Annotated in this window: 10 protein-coding genes and 1 pseudogene; 1 reads left to right on the forward strand and 10 read right to left on the reverse strand. The window is 49.9% G+C overall.

All coding sequences use genetic code 11. From position 1 onward, the window contains the following. Positions 1 to 9 precede the first annotated feature (9 nt). Entirely contained in the window at positions 10 to 1,362 is a 1,353-nt protein-coding gene (locus SP68_RS26625) for a carbohydrate porin (protein WP_071891592.1), read from the reverse strand. A gap of 335 nt (positions 1,363 to 1,697) precedes the next feature. Here SP68_RS26625 and SP68_RS15895 point away from each other — a divergent pair, with 335 nt between their 5' ends. Then, a complete protein-coding gene (locus SP68_RS15895) occupies positions 1,698 to 2,669 on the forward strand; it encodes a helix-turn-helix domain-containing protein (protein ID WP_048964278.1) in 972 nt (323 codons plus the stop codon). A 329-nt stretch (positions 2,670 to 2,998) separates the two neighbouring features. Here SP68_RS15895 and SP68_RS15900 read toward each other — a convergent pair. From SP68_RS15900 to SP68_RS15940, 9 genes and pseudogenes are all read right to left on the reverse strand, one after another. Next, positions 2,999 to 4,098 (reverse strand): IS3 family transposase gene (locus SP68_RS15900; protein WP_136071160.1). Its coding sequence is split into 2 segments (ribosomal slippage): positions 2,999 to 3,843 and positions 3,843 to 4,098, totalling 1,101 coding nucleotides; the frame shifts between segments, so codons are not numbered across the junction. A 223-nt stretch (positions 4,099 to 4,321) separates the two neighbouring features. Then, positions 4,322 to 4,489, reverse strand: a pseudogene (locus SP68_RS26630) (isocitrate/isopropylmalate family dehydrogenase); the annotation flags it as partial. Positions 4,490 to 5,123: 634 nt separating this feature from the next. Next, positions 5,124 to 5,816, reverse strand: a complete 693-nt coding sequence (locus tag SP68_RS15910; protein WP_023297392.1) for an EAL domain-containing protein — start codon at positions 5,814 to 5,816, stop codon at positions 5,124 to 5,126. 356 nt (positions 5,817 to 6,172) lie between these two features. Then, positions 6,173 to 7,231: a sensor domain-containing diguanylate cyclase gene (locus SP68_RS15915; protein ID WP_023297391.1), complete on the reverse strand. Its 1,059-nt coding sequence runs from the start codon at positions 7,229 to 7,231 to the stop codon at positions 6,173 to 6,175. A gap of 422 nt (positions 7,232 to 7,653) precedes the next feature. Further along, entirely contained in the window at positions 7,654 to 9,078 is a 1,425-nt protein-coding gene (locus tag SP68_RS15920) for a tail fiber domain-containing protein (protein WP_023339907.1), read from the reverse strand. Between the two features lie 61 nt (positions 9,079 to 9,139). After that, complete coding sequence (gene gpJ, locus SP68_RS15925; RefSeq protein ID WP_040975758.1) at positions 9,140 to 17,623, reverse strand: TipJ family phage tail tip protein; 8,484 nt, start codon at positions 17,621 to 17,623, stop codon at positions 9,140 to 9,142. A 62-nt stretch (positions 17,624 to 17,685) separates the two neighbouring features. Further along, entirely contained in the window at positions 17,686 to 18,279 is a 594-nt protein-coding gene (locus tag SP68_RS15930; RefSeq protein ID WP_023159867.1) for a tail assembly protein, read from the reverse strand. Positions 18,280 to 18,330: 51 nt separating this feature from the next. Beyond that, positions 18,331 to 18,678, reverse strand: a complete 348-nt coding sequence (locus SP68_RS15935; RefSeq protein ID WP_032429394.1) for a hypothetical protein — start codon at positions 18,676 to 18,678, stop codon at positions 18,331 to 18,333. Positions 18,679 to 18,710: 32 nt separating this feature from the next. Next, positions 18,711 to 19,421, reverse strand: coding sequence for a C40 family peptidase (locus SP68_RS15940; RefSeq protein ID WP_023317958.1), 711 nt, complete (start codon positions 19,419 to 19,421; stop codon positions 18,711 to 18,713).

Here is a 19,421-nt window from a genome sequence, read left to right on the forward strand (position 1 = left end):
CTCTCCCTATTAAAAAGTGATACTGCTGCGCAGGCCTACGACCCAGGCGTCAGGTACATTTTTGACACCGCCTGGTGAATGGTAATATTGCAAATTAGGTTGGAAGGAGATCCAATCTGTAGCCTGCCAGCGATAGAATATTTCAGTCGTCAGTGATCCACTCCCAGGGGGAATATAGGCAGGATTGTCATAATCGCTGATACCCGACAATGAATTGGCTATAGCGCGATTTTTTGACCATCGGCTGTTAATTTTCACCCATGTAGAGGCCAGACCGATCAAATCATCAGGACGGCTTTCGAATGGACCACGATAGTACAATCCACCACCATAAGCGTATTGCAAGACGGTGGTCGATTTATCATTTAGCACGCCATTGGCAAACAGGGTCAGACCTTGTGGTTGATCGCCACTGTGGCCGGTAACCTGTTGCTCAAACCGGGCCCAGGCTGAAAGCTTATTATTATGCTGCTTATATCCTTTATCAGGATTGAGCGCTTCGGCACCGCCACTGGCACCTTCATAAACGTCATATCCGTTGACATTTGAATAAGCCACACCAATAAAATAATTTCCGGCTAAATTATTGCTTCCCCAGCGGGGAGTCCAGCCGATGAGCGTAGGATATATTTCCCCCGTTCCACCTTTAAAGCTAAGTGACTGGGCTCTGGCATTCGTATTATCACTCGGGTTCTTTTGGTATACGCCAGTTCTGATATACAGATCCGGTGTGATATTCCATGTCGTTACAGCACTCCATGATGCTACTGGCCAGCCATACCAGATACTGCTAATTCCTGGCACTGTGCCGCAGTTCATTAATGATTGAAACTCACAAGATGTGGAAAAGAAATCTTCAGCGGGTGACATTTTTCCGACTCTGAGACTAAAATTTTGTCCCAGAATATTTGCTCGTTGAAGATACGTCAGTCGTGCTAATCGGGTTACCGAACCCCCTCCCCAGATTTCTTGTGACTGCTCAGTCAACGTACCTCGCGGATCGTTTAGTCTATTGTTGTTTAATAGATTTTTATTATTTCGGTTGCTAATCGCTACACTGAATACGCCATTCACATTGTCCGTTTTATTGAGATCATAGTTTAATATTGCTACAGTTTGATCAGAGTAGTCCACAGTAGAGTGGCTGTTATAGCCACCACCGATATTAGATGCAGCTTCATTGCTATAATTTAAGAAAAAATCCATTCCATTTTCTGATAATTCATTCCTGTATCCACCCCAGTCACCTAACAACCAGGGTGAATTAAAATCAAATGCATCAGCCGCCATTGAGCTTGCCGAATAAAAAATTGATGCGATACATACTGCTGAAACAAAATGCCTATTGCTTTTTATTTTCATGCCATCTTCACCCTTCCCATCATTAAATTTATTTTTTATTAGTAAATTTAAATCATTGTGATTTAGAACGAAGACATTATTCCAATAGCCAACAACTCGGCAATAATCTGATTTACTGCAAAACTTGCTTCATTTTACTGGTTGCATTGTTGCACTATAAGGATGCATGCATTGCAACCAGATAGTGCAAGTTAGGACAACAGAGTTGAGTGAACATCAAGATTTTGCTTCTGTTTATCGAATTTTTTGTCTTATGTTCCTTTAAGCCCTTTCCATCATAATTCCAGTACGATTCTTGCATAATGCTTTAGGTGAAATTAAGAAACGGAGTAGAAATGCATCAGTACATAACCACCCAGGCACTACCACTCAATCAGCGTTTTGATTTCTGGCGGCAGACGATCTGTGACAAATTCGTTTCTCTAGATGTAGGGATCGACAAAATGGCGGTGGATGGTGGTCTGTTAGCAGAATTAGATCATTTACGGGTAGCTGAAATTGATGTGATGAAACTGGATGCTTGTAAGCAGAATGTTACCCGTAGCAATAGACAGATCCGCAACGATGATCGTGATGAGGAGTATTTTCTATTCAGCCTCCAATTGCAGGGCTGCGGTTATCTGGAGCAAAATGAGCGAATTGTTCGCATACAGCCGGGAAATTTCGTTCTATTGGATACAACCAAACCCTACTGTTTTGGTTTCGAAAATCATTTTAAGAAATTAGTACTGCGCATTCCACGCGTTCAATTGAAACACCATTTAACTTCTCCAGAACAGCTGTGTGCTTGTGCAGTACCAAGCAGTAATACAATGAATATAATTCTGACCCAGTTTCTCACTTCAATTGGAGAAAAGCTGGAAGAAATACCATCTGCTGCGCATTTATCAATATCAAATGCAATTCTTGATATGGTTGCAGGTTCTCTGCAAACTCTTCCTCAGTATAGTGAAATACAGCTAAGCAATATCAAATCCTACCATCTCAAACGTATCAAACAGCATATCAAAACTCATGTGGCTGATTCAGCACTATCCGTGTCTAAAATCGCTACTGAACTTGATATGTCCATTAGTTCTTTATACCGGGTTTTTGAATCTGAACCTATGTCTCTGGTTCAGTACATTTGGTACCAACGTCTTGAGCTTTGTCACCGCGATTTGAGTAACATTGCTTTACGTGATAGAAGCATTGCTCAAATTGCCTTTGACTGGGGTTTTATCAATTGTGCCCATTTCAGTCGTGCATTTAAAAAACAGTATGGGTGCTCGCCAAAAAACTTTCGCGATCGTATGTTTCCACGCTGAGAAAAAATAATGTAATGGTTAAATCGCCACGGATAATCTAGACACGTCGGAGCCGTTGTGGACTGACCTCACAGCAGTAGACAAATTCTGTCCTCTCGTCGAGGCCTGCTCAAGGTCCTACGGACTGGCGCCTCCCAAGTGACTGTGAAGCCTGGCCAGGTTGTAAAACACTACCTTGTCACTCCTGGCCAACGCCTGAAGGAAATCCTCTTCAAGTTAAAGGCCGCCGGCGACATGCTCAGCTCCTAATCATCATCGTGCATCAGTGTCAGCCAAGGCCCTGCCCGAACCGGAAACTGACCCTGGCCCAAATTCAGTGCAGTGCTAAATCAGAGATCTTCGTCTTTCCGGAGACTTCGGATGAATTCAGCCGGAGTCATGTCATTTAATGATGAATGCGTTCTCTCATGATTATATTCCCTGCGCCAGTTGTCGAGTTTGTCCTGCGCATCTTCCAGCGAGAGAAACCAGTGAATGTTCAGGCATTCATCCCGCAGACTGCCGTTAAATGATTCAATAAACGGGTTATCCGTTGGTTTTCCGGGGCGGGAGAAGTCCATTGTGACACCGTGCTCATACGCCCATTTATCCAGACTTTTCGAAATAAACTCGCTGCCATTATCTGTCTGAATACGTACCGGCAGGCGCTTGCCCAGCACCTGCAACCTTTCCATCACACCGACCACATCCTCACCTTTCAGCGACTTTCCGGCATGGATCGCCACACACTCCCGACTAAAATTATCCACTACAGTCAGCGCCCGGAAACGTCGTCCGTTAAACAGGTTATCCGACACGAAATCCATACTCCAGCACTGATCGACACCGGTCAGGACCGGACGTTGCTGACGATGTGCTGCACTGGCATGCCTGCGGGGGCGCTTTCTGCGCAGGTTGAGGCCTTCCAGACAGTAAATCCGGTGTGTTTTCTTGTGGTTAACAGGCCAGCCTTCCCGCCGCAACTGAATATGAATACGCGGGTAACCGTAGCGGATCCGGGTTTCCGCTATTTCCCGGATACGCAGGGTTATCGCCCGATCATCCCGCCGGCTCTGCCAGTGGTAAACGGTTCTGCTCTGCATCAGCAGTCCGCATCCCCGCCGGACACTGATACGGTAAGCCTCCCGCAGAAAATGCACCGCCTGACGCTTCTGAGCCGGCCTCAGAACTTTTGTTTCAGTACCTCCTGCAGCATTTCCTTGTCCAGACTCAGGTCAGCCACCAGTTTCTTCAGCCGCTGATTCTCTTCCTCAAGCTGGCGCAGGCGGCGCAGCTCTGTCACGCCCATGCCGCCAAACTTTTTCTTCCAGTTGTAAAATGTGGCTTCAGAGATGCCCATCTTTCTGCAGACTTCCTCCACCCGAGTGCCGGTTTCGGCCTGTTTCAGCGCAAATGCTATCTGTTCTTCGGTATAGCGGGTCTTTTTCATGGCGATGTGCCTCTCTGTGAGATGGAAGAAAGACCGGAGACTTCAGTTTAGCCTGACACTGTTTTCAGGGAGGAGATCAACTGCAGCAAAGAGTGAGTCATGAGGGATAAAAAAGCAGCGTGATTTTTAATTAGTTGTGGAGAGGAATTTTGGAAAAGATTTTCCAGACGCCAAAAAAGCGGGAGCCCATCGGCTCCCGCTTTTACTTAATCCACCAAGGGGATTACATGTTCGCGATGATCGCGTCACCAAACTCTGAACATTTCAGCAGTTTAGCGCCTTCCATCAGACGTTCGAAGTCATAGGTTACGGTCTTGGCGGCGATAGCGCCTTCCATGCCTTTGACGATCAGGTCTGCGGCTTCGAACCACTGCATGTGGCGCAGCAGTAGTTAACTAATAACGTCATTACTTATTGATTAAAAAAGGAAAATAGGTGTTTTTGATGCGTGGTTAATGTTTTTAGTCTAATCTCTAACCTATTGAAATTCATTAGTATATTTTTAGTTTTGATAACCAGCTTTGAGTCTTTCAGCTCATCTGGATAGTGAATTATTAGCCAATAATACTCACTCCCTGTGAGTCGGGTTAAATATTTCCGGTGTTATAACTCATCATTTGAAAAGAAAATAAAAAAGCCTCGAAATCCGAGGCTTGCATTGGAACCAGCAGCACCATTATATTATTTAATTACTACCTACCATGTAATGATTGCTCTTTTCCATACCATCTTCCCTTTTTTTTCTTCTTTTATATACAGAATTCTTTTCATAATGAAATATAAAATAAGCGAAAACGCAATGATAGCAATATACGTCCCGATACCGAAAGATACCAGAAACATAACCAAGATCCCAAAGAATGCTACCAGTAAAGATGTGCAGATAGATATCAAATTAATTGTCTTGCGTGCGTCTCTTGATACATAACCTTTAATCTTAAAGGCATGGCAACTGTGGCAGCGGTCCTCATTAATTAAATTTGCACCACAAAATGGACATTTATCATCTTTTGTTGTCATTTATTTTAAATCTCAATATAATAGTAATCACTCATCCACAACCTTCCCTGGCAAGCGCAATCAACAACAGAATGTACTTTATTTTTTTGTTCTATTGTCTCAACTCCCTCAACAATCACGAAATTGCAGTATGATTTTACTTTATTTATTACGTTAAAGAATTCGCTCTCACTCTGTATTTCCCAGAAATAATCTTTATCAATTTTTATACATTCAAAATTAAACATATCTATAATTGTTAAGCTTGTTAAGCCGCTCCCAAAATCATCCAGCCATACTGGACACAATTTTGAAAGACACTTTAAGTCAACCATAGAGCATTTAGTATTGAATTCATGAAAATGCTCGTTAATCTCAAAAGCAATGTTTTTTTGGTTTTTTAAGTAATCACCAATATATTTATCGTTCAAAATACAATCGCTAATAAGACTATCAACATTCAACGAAACTGGCTTGGACTTCAATTTTGATGTATCAAGTCTTTCAATTGTCAATATCTGTTTCTTAAACACATCGATTTTTTCTTTATCGCTTAATGAAGTGAAACAAAAACCAACTTCATTAGCAAGATAATCATTGCAATGCTTTTTTTTAACATTTTTCGTGAGAATTTCCCAAGAATGAATAGAACCATCTTTTTTAAAAGATGGTTCTAAAACAAATCTACAGAAATCTATTTCCACACTGTTCTTTATCATTAAAAAAACACCGGAACTAGGAATAATCCTAATCGTGTCATAATTAATAATGAAAGAGAAATAGTTTAAAATGATCGATAACGATCGAACAATAGGCGAAACCTATCATATTTCATAAATTGATCGATTATTCAAATCAAATGACTCAAAAGGGAAAAGCAATTAACACGAGACCGTCATTAATTATAATAAAATCATACAGTTAAGTGGTGCCACTAATTTGGTGGCAGGTATCAAACGTTAGTTGAGATGGTGTCTGTGGTTCCGAATAAATTTATCCGTATTGGTAATGCCGATCATAAACTATCTTTAAAATTTATAAGCATAAACTCATGAGAAAAGAAATCATATCATCTTCAATTATTCGGCATGCAATATCCATTCTTCCCGTTACGTTTAACTTCATATAGCATTTCATCAGCCTCTTTGATCCACTCGATGATTGATTCTTTATTTTCTGCGCAAGAAATACCAATACTGACAGTACAGTAAATATCTTTGTGAGAAGGTAATGAAAGATCTTTAATTTTTTTCTGAATTATATGAACCATAGCTATAACAAGCTTATTATTACTATTGTTAACAATAATAGCCAACTCATCGCCACCAAATCTTGCTGGTACGTCCTTCTCGCCAGCGCAGTCTCGTAATATTGATGATATACGAGATAACACCGCATCACCTACTTCATGCCCATAGGTATCATTAATTTTTTTAAAATTATCAACATCAATGAGCATAAGATAAGAATGCGTTCTCTTTTTACGTGTCGCACGAAAAGCACTTTCCATTTTCTGCTCAAAAAAACGGCGATTTGGCAGATCTAAGCCAGGATCCATCAGAGCCTGTTTTTCCAGTAACTCCCTTCTTTTCCTCAACTTTATAGATAAGTGCCTTGAAACAATACTCAGTAATATGGGATAACAGGTCGCCAAGGGTAAAGAAAGCAATACCGTTCGGGTACTGAATTCTATCGTATATCTGAAATCATTTACTAACCAAACTGTCAGGAAACTAATCATCATCCACATTAATGCTGGTTTTAAAATTTTCCATCCACCAGCAGCATAGCGATCAGCTATTTGAACTGAGATTATGAATAATGATGGAATTGGACTAACTTGCATTACGGCTATCCAGATTCCAGCCCAGAATGAATCAAGTATCATATTCTTCTTTTCAGTACTCAGCATATCCTTCGACATCATGCTTGCAAGATAAGCAACCGATGGCCAGATGAGTGCATTCAGAATTAACAAGGCTGTTGTTATTTTTTGATGTGACTGTTCCTGGAGGACTGAATATATAGGAATAAAGCAAAGAACGACACCAATCTGACGTAAAAAATATACTCGCTTAATGAACGATGTATTTCTATCAGATATGTACTTCTCATCCGGGAAATTTGTCAACATAGAAAGCCTATTATAAATCACTAAGAACTGCCATCACGTCAACCCACTAAATAACAAGATAAAACCTTCCTGCATTACAAAGTTATAACACGAATGTGAAAATTACAAGATTGCACTTCAATTAATGATAAACGTCTCAATAATAACATTTGGCATCCATTTTTTTGAACCTATTCTCACGATTTATATCTGATGCACAGCAATATTTTAGGGCTATATCCTTAAAAATTAATTCCCAGCAGAATTTAGCACTACTTCATTATTAATTTTGGTAGGTTATTAAAAAATAACACAACATCTGACCAGTAAAACTTTACTTGAACTTACTTATCGTTTACTGCAAATTATTCTGTGATGTACACAGCAATTAATGTCGTTTCAGTTGCCCCCGGCAAGTGCCTCCGGGGGATTTTTTATGCTCCTCAACTTTCTAGTGCGTCAACTCGCCTAATCAAATCCTGTACCACGGTCACCAAATCGGCAATGATTGCCGTGTAATCCACATTCATCACTCTGAATTTTTCACCATCGATCTCCTGCTCGATGCCGAGGAAGGTATACAAGTCGTCAACTTTTTCAGCCTGCTGGGCGATAAAGCCACGCCTCCGGCGCGTTTCGCCTTTCATATTGAACTCGCATACTCCCAGCGAGTTAATGCGCCTGCAGGCCCCTTCTTGAGGCTCCATGAACGCATCTTTCAGCCGGACATCTGAGCCGGTGGTCAGGACGTCACCCTTACCGGTGGAGATCGTGCCGCCAGCCCGGAAAATCCATGCATCGGTTCGCCCGAATCCGTCAGCGTACAGAACAAGTCGGTGTTCGGTGCCTACCTGCTCCTCCATGTACATTTGGACGTAAGCGCCATCCACGTCACCATACGCTCCTCGCCCTGCCATCAATGAGCGTACCGGATTGGAGGTCAGTTGCGTTCCGATGGCTGGGTTGGCTGGCATGGTCGATGATGCTGTGATCCTCCCGTCCGTTACCCAAAAACTTTGTACCTGCGCGTTCAGGCGGTTCTGCCTGTCGTGGATAAGGCGAGCGGTATAATCCGCACTGCTGCCGTTGTAGTGGAAGTCAATGTAAGGCGTGCTCATTGACAGCTCGATCGCCTGCGTCAGAACCTTCCCCTTTGACGTGTTATCGATGTTGCCGCCAGCTGATAACCCACCGGGCAAAGTCGTCTGGTTATCGGTCCCAATAACGAGGATGTCATCAAAGGTATCTGACGGTGACACAGTGGTCGCTCTTGAACGCTGAACTCTGAACGGTGTTCCCGAGCCAACGGCAATTGTCCCGCCTTGCCCCTGTTTTTTGAGCAGAGCCAGATCTGAGTTCTTACCGAGAATAAAACCGGCATTATCGCTGGTTATAACCTGCGAGCCGTCGAGTTTGTTTCCTCCGGTGAGTTTTGCCAGCGCGTTAAGATCCGATGCCTTCGCCATCCCGCCTATCGCCGGCACGGTTACCTGCTTTCCTGTGATCGGGTCAGTCAGGGTGATATTGCCGCTGCCGGTCAGGGCCATCGACCAGCCCTCCACCACACTACGCCAGAATGCAAATGCGCTGGCCAGCTGGTTAGCAAACGACGAGGTACTGGCGGTTTCAGCGGTAATAATGCCGTAACTGGCGCCGGAAAATGCGGTGGTGATATTCCGGGTCAGCGTCAGCTGCGTGTCACTGTCCACGGATTTGATCGCATACAGGTCAGCACTACCGCTGCGGTAGACCACCAGAATCGACCCCGGCTGTATCCCCAGCGCCACCTGTGCCCACTTTGTTGTCGCTCCTGTCACCCGCGCCTGAGATGCTGCGCCCGTGACGGTGCCGACTTCATACATCGCCATAATAAAGTTCCTCCTGGATGGTTATCCCTGGAAAAAGAAAAGGCCCCTTGCGGGGCCTCTGTTAGCTGAATGAGTTGCTGTTTGTACGGAACGCCGTGGCGGTGATGTTCTGGATCGAGCAGCTATAGTCAATCGAAGCATCGTTGCCGCGCGCCTTGATAAAGAAGCTGACATTGTTGTTATCAGCCAGCAGATCAGCAGCGAAGCGGAATTCCTGAGTGAAGTCACCAGACTGGAAACCGCCGGCGTTGGCAAAGAAGCGACGTGTTACTTCCTGCCCGCCAATGTTGAACGTGATATCAACGGAATACGACTGCTGAACATTGCCCGCGCCAGTGAGCTGGTAAACCAGTGTGCACGACAGAACAATCGTCATCCCATATCCACGGTTCTGGTATGCCCCGTTACGCTGAACAGTCTGGTTGCGGCGGAAAGCCATATCATCGTAGCGGCGAGCTACTGCGATATCACCGATAAATGACTGAGCTTCCAGGGTGCCTTTGAACTTGCCGCTTGCCGCCTCAATGTGACCACGGAAGATCCCATTGTTGAACTGCGCCCCACCATCCTTGTTGATGCTCCAGCCGCGTGCCCCGTCAACAAAGTCATCCGAGCGGATCTCTTTGCCGATCTTCGCGTTCGTGATGGAACCGTCCGCGATTTTGGTTGAGGTCAGGGAACTGTTTTTGATACGTGCCGTATCGATATACAGTTCATTGCCTTCGGCAATCATCACCGGCACTGCCGTCGCATTGTTACGGTTAAACAGCGAGAAGCGGTCGGCGTAGAGGATCATGTCGCTCGTTTCACCATTGCTGCCCAGCGTAATCCCCGCGCCAACATTCTTCCCGTTAACCGTCTCAACCTTCATCGACCACAGCGAACTCACCGTACCATTCACATCCGCCACGGTTTTGGCGGTGTTCTGAACGGAAGCGCTGAGATCCCCGACACTGGATGTCAGGGTCGTCTGCTGCGTTGCCAGCGCCTCCAGTGCCGTTGCATGCGTCTGCTGGGTACTGGTGATACTGGCCACCGATTTAATCGTGTTGTCCAGCGTCGTCTGGTTTTTGATGTTGGCGGCCGCCTGCGCGTCAATCTGCGACTGAAGCGAGGTATTCAGGCTGACCTGTGTGCTCTGGCTGTCGCTCAGCGTCTTCGCCATGTTATCGACGCGGGAGTTGGCGTTATCCACTTTCGTAGCCAGTGCCGTCTGCTGCTGCGCCTGGGCAGTGATTTTCCCTTCGGCATCCGTTACGCGCGCCGTCAGGCCACTCACGGCGCTCGCCGTCGCGTCAGAGGCATCCTGTGCTGCTTTCGCATCGGTAACATCCGTGATGACCAGATCGTCGATATACAGTGAATAGCCAGGGGTACCGTTGCCGGTGGCGCCACGGGTGGAGATCCAGACCACCGCGCGTGTTCTGCCCGCCCCGTTGTTACTGGCGATACCCGTGAATTTCACCCATTTATCGCGCGCGCCCAGAGATGCTTCGCTGACAGTGACCGCCGCCTGCCAGGCATTTTGCCCGGCAGCATTCTGTGACTGGATACCGACCAGCGTTGTCCACCCGGAGGAGGGCGCCTGATCCGCCGGCATCATGGCCCAGAACTCAAACCGGAACTTCGCGTCCTCACGGACTGACTGCCAGGTGCCAAGCTGTTTATCGCTGTTGCCGCCGTTGTTCTCATCCCGTCTCAACTTCAGGCTCTTATCGCCGGTGAATTTCTGAGACGCCACCACAACGGCGGTGCCGTTCCCGCCCAGCACCTGGCCATCGCTGTAGCTTTCAAACGTACCGTCAACCCACGGATTAGCTCCCTGAGTGCGGATGGTATTGATGGTGCTGGTCAGGGACGTGATGCTCTGCGACTGGCTGGTGATGGTGTTTTCCACCTGGCTGACGCGACCGGTCAGTGAACTCACCGCGGACGTGTCAGCCTTTTTACCCAGCTCAGTATTCATCGTGGTCAGGCTGTTCTGCAGACTGGTGAGCTGCTGCGACTGCGAATCCAGTTTACCCTCGGCAGACGTCATCCGGGTGGTCAGCCCGGTGACAGCGCTTTGCTCTGCTTTCTGACTGACCGCCGCATTTGTGACAGCCAGATCGCCGCTGAGTTTCGTCAGCTGCTGCGCCTGGGTGGTGATAGCCCCTTCCGCAGCGGTGACGCGGGTATTCATCTGAGAGATAGCCCCGGCATTAGCCGCGATATCCTTTTCATCCGTAACATCGAGGACATGGAAATCATCAAAATACATTGCCCCCGCGCTGAGGAAGGTTGTCAGCTGGAAACTGGCCGTCGTGGTCTTCGTGGCTTTCCAGTCAAACGTTACCAGTTGCCAGCCAGAACTAAACGGTCCGTAGTTTGAGCCGACCAGCAGGCCAGTGCTGTCGGCCACACGAAACTTCGTGTTACCCGCATCTTTAATCGTGGTCCCCGGGTCCTGCTTCGCCCATACCCCCATGCGGTAGGTACGGCCCTGCGTGATACTGATTTCCTGTCCGACCAGGTTCGACTGGCCGGCGGACATTTTCAGCGCCTTGTTACCCGAGTGCGGAACCTGTAAATCGGCCACCGTCGCGGTACTGCTCCAGCCGGTAAAGCCCGCCGCGCCGCGCTCAAAACTGCCGTTGACAATGAGGTTGCCCGGCATTTTCCCGCTGGCGTCAATATCCGCTGCCGTCTGGCTCAGGCTGTTACTCAGTTTCGTCAGAGAATCCCCCTGCGCACTGAGTGTTTTGCCCTGCTCCGTGACCTGGTTCTGCAGGGTGTTCATCGCGCTTGCATCCGCTTTTTTGTTCACGTTCGCATTCGTCGTGGCCAGATCGCTGCTGAGTTTTGTCAGCGCGCTGTTAGCTGCCGCGATGTCATTCCCCTGCTGCGTCACCGTGCCCTGCAGCTGCGTCACCGCTGTCGTGTCAGCCTTTTTACTCACCGTATCGTTTGTCGACCGGAGGCTGTTCTCCAGCGAGGTGGTCCGCGTGCCGATGCTGCTGAGCGTATCGCCCTGCTGGCTAACCGTGGTGGTCAGTGAATCCACCGCTTTTGCAGTCGCATCTGCGGTTTTCTGCGCACTGTTCGCCACCGTCACGTTACGCATATGCCAGTCGGCAGCGTACCAGACGGTGCCGAACGGGCTGCTCTGATTAACCTGCAGGAACGGCCGCAGCAAGCTGGTATCGGATGGCACCGTAAAGCGCCAGGTGGTTCGTTTCCACGCGGAGGTGGTCTTAGTGTTGCCCCCGGACGCTTTCGCTCCGATGCCACCGGTGGCGGTAGTAGCCCGACCGATATAGAAGTTAAAGTCAGCACTGCCGGTACCACACGCTACCAGAGCAGACATTTCGAAAACGTCGCCCGGTGTCACGGCGATATTGTTGATTTTTGGCACATGGTCTCGCCCGGCCAGCCGGACGGCATACCTGAACGGGCAGTCAGCCGGCACACCATCGGCGGTGGTCTCCACCACGTCATAACCCATGCGGTCATACGCCGGATCAAATGACGGGTTTGGAATGTAATCATCCCCGGCAGCATTCCCGGCGTTCACCGCCGCCGTCAGGCTGACGATGTTGCTGTTGGCTGCCGTGAGGCCTGCCTCGGTTTTCTCCACTCGTCCGGTTAGCGAGTTCATCGCCGTCTGATCCGCTTTGCTGGCCACGTTCGCGTCTGTCTGCGTCAGCGCATTCCGGAGCTGGGTGATGTTCTGCGAATTGCTGACCACATCGTTGCCAATCTGGCTGACATTCGAGCTGAGCACGCCGGCTGCGTTTGCCAGCGCGGAAACCCCGAGACCGGAGTACATCTCAGCAACCTTGTCTGACAGCTTCAGACCCAGGTTGATATACGCCTGGCCGGTCCACTGATTCACCAGAAACTCAACGGTGTTCCAGCCGGCTTTCAGTTCAAAACTGACGGTATTCCAGCTGGCGTTACCCCAGGCGACCTGAACCCCATTCACAAATATGGCGCCGGTATCATCAAAAACCCTGGCGCCGGGCGCCAGTGTGATGGTGGTATCTGCGGCCACTTTCACCTGGCAGGAATACAGCGCGATCAGATAGCTGCCGGCGGATGTAAAGTCCAGTTTGGCCGCGTCGGCCACCTCATCCACGACCGTTGGCGCCACGGCGCGAACATCGCTGAATGACGGGACTGTCCCGGCGGTAGCCAGCTGCACAGGATAGAGTCGACGGGACCAGCGATTCGGTTGGCCATTGACCAGCTGATTCGACAGGCTGGTGATGCTGTCAGTATTGCTGCGAATATCCTGGCCGTTTTGCTCTACCTGCTGCGTTAAGGCAGTGACCGCAGCCGCTTCGGCTTTCTTCGCCAGCGCGGCATTTGTCGTGCCCAAATCGCTCGTCAGTTTCGTGATGGACTGACCCTGGCTGGTTATCCTGTCACCCTGCTGGGTAACAACAGACTGCAGCCCGCTCAGCGCCTCATTCGTACCAGCCAGGCCCGTTTCCGTCTGGCCAACCCGGTTAGTGAGCGATGTTAACGCGGCGCCCTGCGATGTCAGCGTGGCGCCCTGTTGCTCAACTTTCTGCGTCAGGGACGTCAGCGCGGCCGCATCGGCTTTTTTCCCGAGGCTGGTTTCAAGTCCACCGATACGGCTCGCCTGCGCGTTCTGCTCTGTCGTCAGAGAACTCAGTTCACCAGAAACAGCAGCTTTGTTGTCGTTAAACTGCGTCTGCAGGGACTCTCTGGCCTTAACTTCCGCCGAGATGGCGGTAACGCGCGCGGTTTTTTCCTGGTACAGCAGCCCGGAGGTGACTTTCTCCAGATCGCTCCCATCATAGGAGCCACGCATCTGCGCCGCCAGCGTGCTGCGTGCCTGCGCTTCGGCGGTCAGCGCGTTACTCAGCGTACTGCGCACATCCTGCAGAGCCGCCGTACTGGCGCCGGGTGCTGGCCGGCCAACGGCGATCCAGTCGAATTCGATAAAGTTGCTGGTATCCTGCTGGTTCGTCAGGTCCAGGCGAATACGATCAATGTTCCCTGTCCACGGAATATCACGCACCGTCAGGGTTGCCACCCCATCGGCATATTCCGGCTCAGCAACAATGTATCGCTTCGTGTTATTGAAGTTTTCGCCGGCAGACACCCAGCGGATCTCACCCGCCCAGACGGGTTTGCCGGTTTTACGAAAGCGCAGCATGATGAAACGGTACGCCGCACCATCGACAGCCAGCCCGCCAGGAGAGGTAATGTACGGATCGGTGGCGCTGTCCGCCGGGCGTAACCAGCCATCCTGTGACACACCCGGTACGCCGGCGCTGCCGGTCCAGCCCTCGGTCGTCTGATTGTTGAAATGCCAGATAACCTGCGAGTCGAACTGGATATTAGCGCCGGCAGCGAGGCTGGACATTTCCCGCGCCAGATTTTCATCGGCGGTCTTCATCACCTGAGTCAGGCTCTCGATACTCGCCTCAATCCCCTGCGTTGCCGCCAGCAGTTCATCAGCGGCCTGTGACGCCTTCGCGTTAACATCGGCGATACGATCCGCGGTCTCCTGCTTCACCGCACTGGTCAGCGTGGTGTTGACCTGAGACAGCGACTGCTTCAGGCCATTTTCGGCAGTCTTTATCTGCGCATTCAATGCGGCATCGCCATCGGCCAGCGTTTTGCTGACCCTGGCAATCTCCAGGTCGATGGTGGCGTTGATTTCCGCAGCGGTATCAGTGACTGACTGTCTTACCTGGGTGATGCTGTCGGTCAGCGACTTATTCACAGTTGCGATCTGCTTGTTCGCATCTGCGACGGCGGATTTTGCCTCCTGAACGCCTTTGTTTGCCTGAGCCAGACCAGAATCGAGAGCCTCATTGACCGAGGTGATCTCATCCGTGATGGTTTTATTCACGGTGGAGATCTTCCCGTCAACATCAGCAGTGATGCTTTTCGCCGATGCATCAATATCCTGGCTGACCTGCTTCGCCTGGTCTTCGGCTTCCTTACGCAGAGCTTCAGCGGTCTGCTCCAGTTCCTGCTGCGTATTGCGGATACCTTCCTGCGTTTCGCTAATGGTGCGCTGCGTTTCCTCCCAGGCAGCCGTATCCTTGATCGCGTCGGTCAGGTTTTCGTAGTAGTCATCAAAGTTATCGCTGGCCATCCCCTGGACCCAGCCGGTCCACGGGCTTTCATTGCCAAGACGATCCACAAGGCGCGCCCGGTACCAGAATTCGGCGCCCATACTGAGGCCCATCTGCTGATAGCTTTTCCCCGGATAGGCCACGTCTGATAACGGCATTGGCGCACTGCCGTCCTGATTTTTGCTGTACTGCAGTTCCGTGCGCAGCGTATCCCCGGAGCCGGTCGGGAACTCCCAGCTAACCTGGACCCCATGAACCAGCGAACGGGTTGCCAGCGCCAGCGGTGCCAGCGGCTCGCCGACCTTGCCGGTCAGGGTTTTCTCTTCGGAATACGCCCACCCGCTCGAAATCTCCGCCGCATTGATCGCGCGGACGCGAACCAGGTAACGACCGGCATAAATGCCGCTGACCTCAAACGAGGTGGTCGAGCTGCGCGGTACATTAATCCAGTTCCCGTCGTTACGGCGCCACTGCGCCTCGTAGGCAATAGCACCGTTGACCGCTGACCAGTTAACCTGCATCGTTTCGACGCTGATCCCCTGATTCACGACCGAGCGGGATGTGATGACAATATCGTCAGGAGGTGACTGGTTGCCCGCCGGCAATACGCTAACCGGGCGCTGGTCGATAATAGCGCCGGTATCGATGCGGGGGAATTTATCCGGGTCATGTGCCACGCCGGTGATCGTGAGGGTGGCATCGCTGTTCTCTTTTACCCCTGTAACCCGGTACTGCTGCAGGAAGAGGTCATCAGATTCTACGGCCCAGACGCATTCCCGTTCTGGCGTCTCACTGTACGCCGTTGTGACCGTAATCTGCCGGCGTCCGTTAACGGCCTGGATGGTCCGGCTCTGTGAGATCCCGGATGGCAGGTTTAGCTGGAGGCGGTCGCCAGGTTTGGCATCCACATCACGATCCAGCGTAATCACCCGGCCATTCACCGCGCTGATCCGCCCGCCATTGACCCGTCCGGCCAGCAACTCATCCGCCAGGGCAATGATATAACCGGGTTGAGGAATGCGACCGTCCAGCCCCACATCAAACTCAACGACCCGGTCTTTGTTGTTGGTCAGTATGCCCCACAGCCCCTTACGGTGGGCTTCGCTCTGGCGCGTACAGCCAATCGCGGTCATTTCGAGCTGGTTAAAACTGTAGCGGGAAACCAGTTCCGGGATAAACGCCGGCTCCATTGCATCAGCATAAGCATTATCCGGATCAGACCAGGAAACCAGGGCGTTGGTGTACCGAACCTGGCTGCTGCTGCTCGAATAACGGGGTTTGCCGACAATATTGGCGCGCGTATAGGTAAAATCGACATCACGCGGCATATCAGCCTGCACAACAATCTGCTCACCGTTCCAGCAAGTCATGCCCCGGAAAATGGCGGCAAAGTCTCGCAGCACGGTGTAAGCATCGTTGCGTTCCTGGACGTAGACGTTACAGGTATAGCGCGGCTCCATGCCGTCACCACCGCGCCCGTCAGGAACCAGCTGATCGCAGTACTGTGCAATCTGGTACAGCGTCCATTTCGAAATATTGGCGCTGCTCAGACGATTACCGAGACCAAAACGGTCAGCTGTAACAATGTCGTAATAGATCCAGGCCGGGTTATCCGTCCAGGCCCATTTAAACCCGCCGGTCCAGACGCCGGTATATTCGCGGGTTTCCGGATTGTAGTTATCTGGCACACGAATCACGCGCCCACGCGGCTCACAGGAAATTTGCGGAATGGAGCCATTAAACTGGCTGGAGTCGAACTCGATATAAAGCAGCGCGGTGTTGGGATAACGCAGCTTCGCGTCAATCACTTCGGTATAGCTCTGCAGCGTCATCACGTCGCCAGTTTTGACACTGTTTGCATCCGGAGAGATTTTTCGCAGGCGTAGCGTCCAGGTACTGCCGGCATGGGGCAGATCAATACGATGGCTCCGCTCATAACCGGAGGTGGTTTTACCCGTGACAGCGGTTTCCAGCACCGTCTGCCAGGCGCCACCGTCGGTCTGCAGGTCAATCGCATACTTGACGGTATTGCCCACCACGTCGCCGTCATCTTCCTGTTTCATCAGGGACGGCCATTTCAGGCGGACACGAACGGCAGAAAGCTGGGTATTAGTAAAGGTATGGGTCCAGGCTGTCTTGCTGGAAACTTCCGTTCCCACACTGATTTCATTTTCAGTGCCGGGAATACCCTGAATATAAGTCTGAGCCTGCGTGCCGGGTCGAAATTCCCAGGACACGCCACTGAAGTTTTGCGAACCATCAGCATTTTCAAGCGGGGTGCCATCAAGATAAATATCTTTACCGGTTAAACCACCTGCAAATTCACCCTCACCTAATGCGAGCAGAATTTTGGCTTTCGCAACGGACTGTAAATCATCCGGCTGTTCCGTCGGTGTACGCTGCTTTGAGCCGCCACCCTTGCGCCCTTTAATTATGTTATTTGCCATATTACGCCCATAAAAAAAGCCACCGCAAGGTGGCCTGAATTGGATGGTTTACTGAATAAAACTTATTGCTGGTCTTCTACGTAAATACCGGCAGATATAATGGCGCCGCCAATTCGGCGTTTGCCATAAAGCAAAGGGACCGGGTATCCCTGAGAGGCAGTATTCGTCACGCCCCCAAAGGCGTAGGACGCTTTATTGTCAGCGGATTCTTTTCGTGCCAGGCCAGCTGGCTGTGGAGAAAGCATTTGAACGACGCCGCCGAGCATCATCGCAGCCCCCATTTTATAACCAAATGCTGACACGGGGTTGCCAGGAACAAAGTAAGAGCCGACAGCAGAGGCAACAATAATAACTGCTCCAAGAATTGTTTGAAGCAGTCCCGCCTTTTTACTACCAATTAAAACAGGAACAATTCGGATGACTTCACCACCAACAGGAAATCCTAAATCATCCTTCCCAATATTTTTTTCACCCTTAAATACCGCATAGGTTAGTCCACGCTCTTTGCTGGTAATCATGAATTTTTCGAAGCCTGGTATCGTTGCCGATAATGCCTGCCCTGCTTCATGAACAGTGCTAATTAAACGATAGTGAATTTTCCCAAAAGTTTTACCTAATACTCCAGAAAGTATTATTTTGGTCATTGTTTCTTTCATTTGGCACCTAACAGAAAAAAGCAGCATTTCAAATGCTGCTTTTTATTTAACCTATTTTTGTTTGTCTGCCTTGATTATTAAATCACACTCTTCTTTATTAAGATCGCCACTTTGACCTATACTCCTCTCTATCCTGCAATCACGGGCAAATTTCCTTACGCCCATCCTTGCATATTTATCACCATTGCTTGAAAGGAGTTGATATATAAAGTCATCGTCTGACCTATTATATCGTTGTTGTGCATCCATTAATGCCATCATGAATGCCATGCGTTTTACATAAATATCGACAGTGGCGCTTTCTTTTAATTGCGGATGGCGTGATAAATAATCATCAACTGTTCCCGCAAAAGTTGATGATGCCAGAAGTAATGTGGCTCCGAAGATAGCTTTTTTCATTCCCTATATCCTTTTGCTGTTTCAACAAAAGGTTAACATAGAGAATGATATCGAACGATTTTCATTGTCCTTTCCATCCAGTACCCACCATACGGCACGCGCTTGCTGAGATGGCCATACAGGTGATGCAGCAGCAGGTTCCCTTCCAGCAGAATCCCGGCGTGGTTCCACTTATCCGCCTGCACCTGCATGATTACCATGTCACCCGGTTGCGGTGGACCATCAAACTCACGGAACCCGCATTCATACCAGCAGTCCTGATAAAAATTGTCCGGATACTCCTTTTCCCACCACGGATAATCGACGCGGTAATCGTGCAGCTCGATGCCGTGGGTTTGCCGAAAATAGCTCATCACCAGGCCCCAGCAATCGTAGTGGCCCAGCACGAATGGTCGCTCGAGGAGCGGCAACTCACCACGCGGGTGGATGGTACGGAGATCGCCTTCTGGCCAGCTGATAATATGCCAGGGGAGAAGGGTCGCGTCGCATTGCGCTTTATCCAGTTCGCTCGGCTGGGTGGTGGCATCAGGATGGCTGTGAACAATACCGGTGATCGTTCCCCATTCTTCAACCTCCGCATAATCCTCCGGCGCCAGCACAAAATTATCTTTCGACTCTGTGGCCAGGTTCCGGCAGGGGAAATAACGCTCCGCTCGGCCCCTCTGGGCGACGAGGCCGCAGGCCTCGCGCGGATATTCTGCGGCCGCATGTTCCTGGATGGCCTTAATCGTTTTCTGACGCAT

It is taken from the genome of Klebsiella variicola (assembly GCF_000828055.2).
In the GTDB taxonomy this organism is placed as follows: Bacteria; Pseudomonadota; Gammaproteobacteria; order Enterobacterales; family Enterobacteriaceae; genus Klebsiella; species Klebsiella variicola.